This window comes from Trebonia sp., from assembly GCF_030042015.1.
Classification (GTDB): Bacteria; Actinomycetota; Actinomycetes; order Streptosporangiales; family Streptosporangiaceae; genus Trebonia.
In genome coordinates, this window is the sequence record NZ_JASIAL010000319.1 from 1 (window position 1) to 9,223 (window position 9,223).

The 9,223-nt window shown below is 67.3% G+C and carries 6 protein-coding genes and 1 pseudogene; 4 read left to right on the plus strand and 3 right to left on the minus strand.

The window, feature by feature from the left end; all coding sequences use genetic code 11:
• On the plus strand, window positions 1-1,472 hold a 1,472-nt coding region (locus Q1N79_RS17050), incomplete at its 5' end, for an ATP-binding protein (protein WP_300610066.1).
• A 428-nt stretch (window positions 1,473-1,900) separates the two neighbouring features.
• Here Q1N79_RS17050 and Q1N79_RS17055 read toward each other — a convergent pair.
• From Q1N79_RS17055 to Q1N79_RS17065, 3 genes and pseudogenes are all read right to left on the minus strand, one after another.
• Window positions 1,901-2,086: pseudogene (locus tag Q1N79_RS17055) on the minus strand (site-specific integrase); the annotation flags it as partial.
• Between the two features lie 146 nt (window positions 2,087-2,232).
• Window positions 2,233-2,556 carry a hypothetical protein gene (locus Q1N79_RS17060; RefSeq protein WP_300610067.1) on the minus strand — a complete coding sequence of 108 codons (324 nt, stop codon included), beginning with the start codon at window positions 2,554-2,556 and terminating at the stop codon, window positions 2,233-2,235.
• A gap of 970 nt (window positions 2,557-3,526) precedes the next feature.
• Window positions 3,527-5,176: a hypothetical protein gene (locus Q1N79_RS17065; RefSeq protein WP_300610068.1), complete on the minus strand. Its 1,650-nt coding sequence runs from the start codon at window positions 5,174-5,176 to the stop codon at window positions 3,527-3,529.
• Between the two features lie 1,502 nt (window positions 5,177-6,678).
• Between Q1N79_RS17065 and Q1N79_RS17070 the strand changes: the two genes are divergently transcribed.
• Genes Q1N79_RS17070 through Q1N79_RS17080 form a run of 3 tightly spaced genes read left to right on the plus strand, consistent with a single transcriptional unit; the run spans window position 6,679 to window position 9,198 of the window.
• Window positions 6,679-8,133 (plus strand): MFS transporter, encoded by a 1,455-nt coding sequence (locus tag Q1N79_RS17070; protein ID WP_300610071.1) that lies wholly within the window; start codon window positions 6,679-6,681, stop codon window positions 8,131-8,133.
• Window positions 8,130-8,579 carry a MarR family transcriptional regulator gene (locus Q1N79_RS17075; protein WP_300610069.1) on the plus strand — a complete coding sequence of 150 codons (450 nt, stop codon included), beginning with the start codon at window positions 8,130-8,132 and terminating at the stop codon, window positions 8,577-8,579. Before Q1N79_RS17070 ends, Q1N79_RS17075 begins: the two co-directional genes overlap by 4 nt.
• Before the next feature lie 52 nt (window positions 8,580-8,631).
• Window positions 8,632-9,198 (plus strand): YbhB/YbcL family Raf kinase inhibitor-like protein, encoded by a 567-nt coding sequence (locus Q1N79_RS17080; protein WP_300610070.1) that lies wholly within the window; start codon window positions 8,632-8,634, stop codon window positions 9,196-9,198.
• Window positions 9,199-9,223 lie beyond the last annotated feature (25 nt).

The window sequence follows — 9,223 nt, forward strand, 5'->3', positions numbered from 1 at the left end:
TGCACATTTGCGATACGGTTTGCCGCATGGCTAGAGATCTCTCCTTGCTCGTCGATGAACTTCGGCGTGCCGGCGGCGACTCAATGAACGTTGAGGTCAAGGCTGCTGGCGGGGGCCTGCCGGACAGTCTCACGCCATCGCTAAGCGCGCTGGCCAACCTGCCTGGCGGTGGCACCATTATCTTGGGCTTGGACGAGCAGAGCGGCTTCCGGCCGGTGCCGCTGGCTAATCGGCAGGCGCTCAAGCAGGGCCTGGCGGGCAGGGCTCGGGGGTTCGAGCCGCCAGTGGTCGTTGATATCGGCGACGGGACAGTCGACGGCGCTCCAGTGATCGTGGCGCTGGTACACGAGTGCGACCCCTCGGCTAAGCCGTGCCGCGTAGCGTCGAGCGGCAAGGCATACCTGCGGGGTTACGACGGCGACTTCCAGCTCTCGCACCTGGAAGAGCAGGCGTTCATCGCGGCGCGCAGGCCGCCGATATTCGATCGCGCTCCCGTCGAGGGGGCTGTCTTCTCCGACCTCGACCCTGAACTGGTGGGCAGCTACGTGCAGAGCGTGAGGCGCAGCGAGCCGCAGGGACTGGGAAAGTTCGAGGACCAGATGGAACTCCTTCGTCGCGCGTGCGTCATTACCGCAGACAACGTGCCGACGGTCGCCGGCATCCTGGCCTTGGGCCTGTACCCGCAGCAGTTCTTTCCCCGGTTCGTCATCCAGGCCGCCGCCGAGCCGCTCCAAGGCGCTCCTGCCGGGGCCCGTGCCCGCAACCAGGCCAAGATTGCGGGCCCCATTCCTCACATGCTCGACCAGGCGCTGGAGTGGGCCCGCCGCACCTTCGACACCTTCATCGTCACCGAGGCGGACGGCAGCGTGCACGACCGCTACGCCTACCCGCTTGTCGCCTTCCGGGAACTGATCGCGAACGCGCTCATCCACCGTGACCTGGATGCATGGTCGGCCGGGCTCGCCATCGAGGTCAGACTCCGCCGCGACCGGCTCGTCATCGCCAACCCCGGTGGCCTGTACGGGATCAACGTCGAGCGGCTGGGACGCGATCCGGTCACCTCGCCTCGCAACCGTCAGCTGGTAGAAATCTGCCAGCACGTCTACTCAGCCGCAACAGGCGCGCGAGCCGTTGAAGCCCTCGCTACCGGCATCCCTCTGGTCACGGAGGCTGTGAGGGAAGCGGGGCTCCCACCTGCCCGGTACTTCGATTCCGGTATCCGGTTCACGGCCCTGCTGAGGCAGCAGTCGCAGCCAGCGCCGCCAACGGCAACCGCGGTACCTGTCCTGTCAGGCCGCGACCAGTTGATATACGACCTCCTGGCGAGCGCGCCGCGCACGGCCTCGGAACTCGCCGCTCAGACCCAGCTGTCCGCCGACACCGTTCGCCGGAGTCTGCGTGCCCTTCGGGACCAGGGACTCGTCCGGCAGCATGGGGGACGAGGCCGGAAAACCACCTATCAACGGGCGTAACGTGACTTGGCCGAGGCCGGAATCTAGTCTGAAGGTCGGCATAACCGCTCCCACCGGCCCCGTCCGTGGCCTTTCCGCCCCCGTCCGTAAACTAGTCCCTGCCCGTCCGTGGACCGCGCGCACCCCGAAACCCGGCGCCCACGGGCGCATAGCGGACGGCGGCCGTCCCAAATCCCGCCTCGGAACGCATAACCACAGGTTAGCGGCATAAGCCTCGGATAGGAGGATAGGGCTGTAAAACCGTTGGCTTCGCCTACCCAGGTTCGAACCCTGGACCTGCCACCACACAAAACACCAGCTCAGGGGGTGTCGCACCCCTGGGCCTTCCCGGCCTATGCAGCCAGATGCCACCAGGGGCGGCCAGATGCCGGTAGCCGTGGGATATGCGTGGGATGGATCGCGCTGGAGCCAGGACTCCGAGGGCGTCATCAGAACTCCCGCAAAGCGGTGTCGATGCGCATATTGGCTACTTTGTCGCCGCCGTCGATGCACTTCGCATAGACGCGAAGCAGGACGTCGACGCTGTGCCCGGCACGTTCAGCGACCTGAGTCGCGGGTACCCCGGCGTTGCGCCAGAGGGAGACGGCAGCGTGCCGCAGATCGTAGAGCCGGGCCCTGCGCTGCCTTGAGGAAGCTGAGCAGCTCACACCAGAGCAGACCCGCACACACCGCATCGCCCGTGCCGTGACCCGTGACCTCATCCAGCTCTCGGGCACGCGGCCCAGACCCGAACTGCGCGACATGGCCGAGCGGTTCGGAGTCACACTCTGAGTAACCCGAGCACGAGGATCAAAGTCATGGCCAAGAACGACCCGCCGAAAAAGCAGCCCTGCCCGGCCTGCAACGGCCAGGGCGGATGGTGGGAGACTGGCAACGGTGAGAAGTTCGAGAACCGGCAATGGGTCAAGTGCCCGGCGTGCAACGGGACAGGCATCGCGCGTTGACTGACCCACTCCAGTGCCCAGAATGCGGCGGAAATGGCCAGCAGGTCATCGGCCCGCTCCGCATGGCATGCCCGTTCTGCCGCGGTCACGGTTACGTTGGTGACGACAACGAACCCGCCGGGCAACACGACGAGCCTCATCCAGCAGCACGACCGGTGTGGGAGGAATCAGCTGCGCGGACGCTCGCCGTCTGCCGCGTCTGCTTCGGCGCGGGGAAGGTCGTCAGCCTAGGCGGAACCGGTGAGCCGACCGGCGTCGTAGTCGAGCTTCCCTGCCCAGCGTGCTCAAGAGCAAAAGCGTCCCCGAAAAACGCGCGCCCGATGGCTTCAAGGGCGCTCGCCTGCGGCTCCCGCCAGGCGCGGGCCGAGCCCGCGCGAATGGATCGAGAGCTGAAGACGCGAAGTGCCGGAGACTGAGAGCGTGATGAAGGGCGAGCATGACCACCAGGGCCAGGGCCTCAGCGGGGAATGGGCGGGGGAAGGTCCGCGCCCGGGGCGTCGGCTGTGCCCCGCCCTCTCGCGCGGGGGCGGTGCCGGGCGGGGCGGCCGACGCGCGGCGGCTGTCCCCGCTTCCGGTGGGCCAATGGTTGCTCGCCGTAACGCAGGTCACGGGCACCACGCTTAGCTGATCAGTGCGGGTGACCCGTCCAACGGTGCCAACGATTCTTTCGCCGTGAAAGCACGCCGTCTAGGACGCTCCCGTTGGTCGCGTCTGCGACGGCGCACAAACCGCGCCGCCCTAGACCGTACGCTCCCACGGCAAACCCATTGGCACCTATCAGGTTGGACGGGGCAGACTCGCTGGCCGTAGTCTTCGCGTCTGTCAAGGCTAGGTTGACGAGAGAATCGCGCGTTCACCCTGTTGCCGGGTATCCTTGGCTTAACCCTAGCTCAGCGGATAGAGCAGCGTTTTGTCGAAGCGTCGGTCGCGGGTTCGAATCCTGCCGGTTCCACCAATGTGATGTCGCAGGACATCGGAATGACCCCGAACCTATGTCAGGGTTCGGGGTTTGGTTGTCCTCTGTCACGGCTTCTGTCCGGTTTTCTGTCCGGAATCGGTACGAATCTCAGGCTCAGCTTGATGCGGGACACATTCTCATGTGGCTGCCTCCTAATACTCAAGCACCACACCCTGAGAGCTGCTCTCTCCCCCGACTGTCTGCCAGGTAGCGGTGAGAGGAGCCGACGACGGAGCCACCTGCCAGGCCGCCGAGGTCCCGTTGAAGAACGACCAATACCCCGAGTTGTAGTACGTCCAGGGTGCCGCAGGACCAGTGTTGTAGGCATCGGCGGTGTCAACTCCGACAACCGCGACGTTTCCGGCCGCTTCTGGTGAAACGGTCCAGCTCTGATCACCGAGGTAGGGCGGATCAAAGACCTGGCCACCACCATTCACGTAGCCAGTGGCGGGAGCGTTGAACTCCACGGCGAAGGCGTCCCAGGCATTGGTCGGCGTGGTGACCGTGACCGTGTCGGCTGCGCCGGTCGTGTCCATGCAGACCCATATCTCGAAGTCAGCACCATCGTTGTACGAGTTGACGAAATGGAAGGTGCCCATCCCTGAGGAGACGCTGGTGACGGTGTCCGTCTCGGTGCCGGGGTTGGTCAGGGTCTGGATCATGAGAACGACAGAATGGCCGATCCCGGTGTCGTGAGCGAGCACTTGGTTGGACTGGCCACTACCGATGCTCGTGGTGTTCCCGTTAATGGTGCCTGTGTCGTCGGCCTGAACGAAGGCAACTGATGACGACGAAGGGGCAGGCGATGAAGGGGCAGGCGAAGGGGTAGTGCTCGTCCGCGGCGTGGGGCTGGGAGTTGTGGAAGTCGGGGTAGGCGTGGGCGTGGGGCTGGGAGTTGTGGAAGTGGGGGTCGGCGTAGGCGTGGGGCTGGGTGTGGTCGAGGTCGAGGTCGCGGTCGCCGAGGGCGGGGTCGCCGAGGGCGAGGGCGAGGGAGCGGGGGTCGTCGCAGGCGCCACCCGCAATGCCACTGCGGCGGTGACCGGCTGCCCTGAGGTCGGGGTGATCCTCCAGGACACCGGAGTAGCGAAGCCACGTATGCGTACCACACGGGTTGCCGCTGCCACCTGAGACGTGAAGGCGTCGTTGAGGCTTGCCGCCAGCGTCGCTCCGCTGTACGGGACCGCGGCGGCCAGATGAGCGCTCGAACCCTCTCCGTAGATCACGTCGTCAGTGGGAACGTTGATCATCAGCTGCGGCGCTGTTCCCGACGGTGACGTGGCGATGCCGCCGACCGGATTGCGCGGGTCGACGCCGGAGAAACCGAGGGTGACCATCGTCACCTGGTTGCGCGGTGTAACCGTCGCCTTGAACGCGGCGGGCACGGCTTTGCCGATGACGCTGAGGCACGCCACGAGACGGGTTGAGCCGTGAGTCACGTCGAGGATCCTGGACGATGGCGACGAACAGGTGATCTGAGACTTGGAGGGAGACTCCAGGTAACTGATCACGGCGTCGCCTTTGGCGAGTCCTTTCGGCGCCACGGTTGTTGGAATGCGCGCATCGATACCCGTGAACACCATGGCGCGGCCGGTCTGTTCGACCTGGACCTGCTTGACCAGGCTGACCGAGGACAGCGCGGCCGGGGCAGCGGTCCAGCGCAGGAGGCCTAGCACCAGGAGGGCGGCGACGAACAGGCCGACCGCGACTTGCAGCCACGGTGGGATGAAATGCCGGGGGCGTCTGCGGCTTGCCCCACCAGCATTGGGCCGGCTACGTCGGTGCGTCGTCTTGTCACGGGACATTTGCGTGGGTCCTCTTTTTTGATCGGCCACTTCTCAACAAATGCGATCAAGCTCCGTACCCGAGCGGTGACTCTGCGTTTCTGGCCACCGTGGGTTGAGATGCTACCGTTGTCGAGACGCGCGCAAGAGCTTTATGCAAATGTTGTAGAAGTTGTTCACGTTGCCGACTGTTGGTCGCAACTCACCAGGCACCGCGTGTCCGGCGGGAATTGCACCCAGCTTCAGCTGGGTAACTGGTGGTGACCGTCCAAGCGTGCCCTAACGAGAACCTCTCCAAGATCATCGATTTCCTGAACGCTGAATAGATTCACCGCCCCGCTGGATATCGCCTCGTACTCTTCCAGCTCTCGTCCGATTTCCTCGGCAAGTTCCAGATAACTGGAGCGCCTATTAGGCGGCGCTTCTTCGGAGGCGCGCAGAAGCTCTCCGCGCCTCTTTCGGGACGCGGAGGCTTGACGGCTGTTACTAAGCATGCTGGCCTTTCACGTATAGCCGAAGTCGCTGACGTCCTCGGCTTCGGCTTGAAGGGTTCATTCCAGCCAACCTACAGGCCAAGCCTGCTACCCGCAGGGTGGCCGACGGCGAGAGGATGAACCCGCTGGGAAGGAGTGGCGCGTTCCCGCCAAAGCAGGGGACGACGAACGCCAGGACGACGAGTACATGGGATATGCGCGGGATGAGCACAGGTCGCCGGAGGAGACGCGTCACATCGACGCAGGTCACATCGCATGCGTCAGCCACAGCGGGCATGGACTGTAAAACCGTCGGCTTCGGCTACCCAGGTTCGACCCCCGGACCTGCCACCACCTGCGAGAAACGCCCCGCTAGCTGCGCATTCTCCCGCTGGCGAGGCGTTTCTTCTGTGTCCCGGCGTGTGTCACCTTGTAGCGCTGTAGACCGTTGCGTTGCGGTGTCCACGGACGCATAGCGGACGGGCTTGGGGGCGCTGGGACGGTCGGTGCGCACCGTCGGCTGTTTCACGGACGGCCACGGACGGCGGCAGGTACGGACGAGCCACGGATGGGGTCTGCGATGGGCCCCGTGCGCGGCTCGGCGTTCGCGGCGGGCTGCGCGTGCACTTCGCTGCGTCCGCCTGCTGCACGGTTAGCTTCCCTGGCGGCAGGCCAGTGAAGAGCGAGCGAGCACAGGGCCGGCGCGGGAACACCGTCGCGGCGAACCAACGCGGGGGATCAGTTGGTGAATGCGCTAGCGGTCCGGCTGACACCGGCGGGGTAACGCGCAAAGCCTGCGGGCAGGCGATGGCATGGTTCGAGCTCCGGCGTTGGCCCACGCTCGTGCCGTAGGCCTCGCACGTACCTTCTCCATGCCTGCTAGTACTTGCACAGGCCCGGGCGCGCACCGCCATCAGCGGCCGGCTCTGCCCTCTCGATTCTGAGCGGGGCCTAGGCGTGTGATCACGGCGCATGCGTGCCTGTGGCGCACAGTAGCTCCGGGCGCCTTCATTGTTGTATCACAACAATGGTTATGATACAACAATGGTTATGACGGCGGTGAGTTCTCTTGCTCGTTCTGATCCTGGCGCTCGGCGCCGTTCCGTGGTGCTGTTCACATGCTGCCTGAGCGTGTTCATGGCTGGCCTCGACACCACGATCGTCAACGTCGCCTTGCCGTCGATCCAGAGGGCACTGCATGCGTCGGTGAGCGGCCTGCAGTGGACGATCGACGCCTATACGCTCGTTATCGCGTGCCTGCTGATGCTGTCGGGCTCGCTCGCGGACCGCTTTGGCCGCCGCCGCGTCTTCCAGGCCGGGCTGGCCCTGTTCTCGGCGGGGTCGCTGGCCTGCAGCCTGGCTCCGTCGCTGGGGTGGCTGATAGCCTTCCGCGGGCTGCAGGCCGTCGGCGGGTCGATGCTCAACCCGGTGGCGATGTCGATCACCGCTGGCACGTTCACCGACCGCGCCGGGCGCGCGAAGGCGATCGGCCTGTGGGGATCGGTCGCCGGGCTCAGCCTCGCCAGCGGCCCGGTGCTCGGCGGCCTGCTGGTCAGCGCGATCGGATGGCGCTCGATCTTCTGGATCAACGTCCCCGTCGGCCTGGCCGCGATCGCGCTCACGCAGCGGTTCGTGCCCGAGTCGCGGGCCGGGCATCCCCGGCGGCTTGACCTTCCCGGCCAGGTGACGGTCATCGTCTTGCTGGGCTGCCTGACCGCGGGAATCATCGAGGGGCCGCGGACCGGGTGGGGCTCGGCGCCGATTACCGTGCTGTTCGCGGCGGCCGTGCTCGCGGCGGCGGCGCTGGTCCTGATCGAGTCCCGGCGGCGTGAGCCGCTGGTCGACATGCGGTACTTCCGCAGCGCGCCGTTCTCGGGCGCGGCGCTGATCGGGGTGGCCGCGCTCGCGACCCTGGGCGGCTTCCTGTTCCTCAACACGCTGTATCTGCAGGACGTCCGCGGCTACAGCGCGCTGCACGCCGGGCTGCTGACGATCCCGATGGCCGTGACGCTCGGAGTGCTCTCCGTCGTCTCGGGCCGGCTGGTGGCCAGCCGCGGGCCGAAGTTCTCGCTGGTCGCGTCCGGCGCGCTGATCGCCGCGGGCGCGGTCCTGCTGGCCGGACTGACCGCGCACACCCCAGTGTGGTACCTGATCGTCGCCTACCTCGTCTACGGCGCGGGAGCGGGCCTGGTCAGCGCCCCGATCACCAACACCGCGCTGTCGGGCATGCCCCGGGACCAGGCCGGCGTCGCGGGAGCGATCGCCTCCACCTGCCGGCAGACCGGCGCGGCCGTCGGGGTCGCGGTCACCGGCGCGATCATCGCCTCCAGCTCGGCCGGCATCGCGGCTGCCAGCCACGCGGCGTGGGCGGTAGTCGCCGGCTGCGGAGTCATGGTCATCGCGGGTGGCATCGTCTCGACCGGATGCTGGGCGCTGGCCACCGCCGAGCGAAACGGCGCGCGCCTGGCTGCTGTCACGGGTCCCGCCCCCGAAGGAGCCCGGTGACTGCCCCGCCGCCCGCGCCACCGGGCACCGCATCCCGGGTGTGGACCGCCATGCACGAGTACGTCACCGGGCAGGACCGCAGGCGTGCCCTCCGCGCCGCCCTCGACCTCGGGCCCGGCAAGGCCGAGGTGCTGATCAAGCTGACCGGCGGCCCGATGACCCTGCGGGAAATCGCACTCGCCGTTGACGTCGATCCGCCAGCCGCGACCGCCGGCGTCAACCAGCTCGAAGCGCGAGGCCTGGTCCACCGCACCGCCCACCCCGACGACAACCGCCGCAAGCTCGTGCACCTCACTGAGGCCGGGCACGACACGGCCCGGCGCGCCCAGGCGATCCTCGCCGAGCCGCCCGCCGAACTGGCCCGCCTGGACTCCGAGGACCTCGCCCGGCTCGACGAGATCCTCACCCGGCTCCGGGCCGCCAGCACTGACCGCGCCACGCGCTGACCGCAGCCCCAGGCGCACAGCCGCCACACCCGCAACGGAAGGAGCCAGAATAATGCCCGCAAATCCTATCGGGCTCGCACTGCGCGGCCGGCGCGCCGGGCAGCACACCCTCGCCTGGGCCCGCCCCGGCCTGCAGGCCCCGGAGAACTTCGCCCTGACCAGCCCCGCCTTCGGCCACGGGGCGCCCATCCCGGAAAAACACCGCGGCAGGCTGTTCGGAGCGAACATCTCACCCGCGCTCAACTGGACACAGCCGCCGCTCGGCACCGCCGAGCTCGTGCTGATCGTGCAAGACCCCGACGTCCCGTTCGGGAAGCCGGCCACCCACGCGCTCACGCTGGGCATCGACCCCTCCGGCAGCGGCATCCCCGAAAACGCCCTCACCAACCCCAGCCCCGTCCCTGGCATCCGGCACGGGAAGGGCGCGATGGGCAAGCGCGGCTGGGCCGGCCCCCTGCCGCCCCGCTCACACGGCCCCCACACATACGTCTTCCAGCTCTTCGCCCTCGACCAGGCCACCGGCCTGCCAGCCAGCTTCACCCTCGAAGACACGCTCGCCGCCATCAAAGGCCACGTCCTCGGCCGCGCCCGGCTGGACGGAACATACGAAATCCGCTAGCACCCGCAGTCCAGCCCGGCGGGCC

What these genes read in the sequence shown, in the direction of transcription:
- Q1N79_RS17060 (WP_300610067.1), bottom strand. Translation starts at nt 2,556, where the DNA reads ATGAGGCTCGTCGTGTTGCCCGGCGGGTTCGTTGTCGTCACCAACGTA.
- Q1N79_RS17065 (WP_300610068.1), bottom strand. Translation starts at nt 5,176, where the DNA reads ATGTCCCGTGACAAGACGACGCACCGACGTAGCCGGCCCAATGCTGGT.
- Q1N79_RS17070 (WP_300610071.1), top strand. Translation starts at nt 6,679, where the DNA reads ATGACGGCGGTGAGTTCTCTTGCTCGTTCTGATCCTGGCGCTCGGCGC.
- Q1N79_RS17080 (WP_300610070.1), top strand. Translation starts at nt 8,632, where the DNA reads ATGCCCGCAAATCCTATCGGGCTCGCACTGCGCGGCCGGCGCGCCGGG.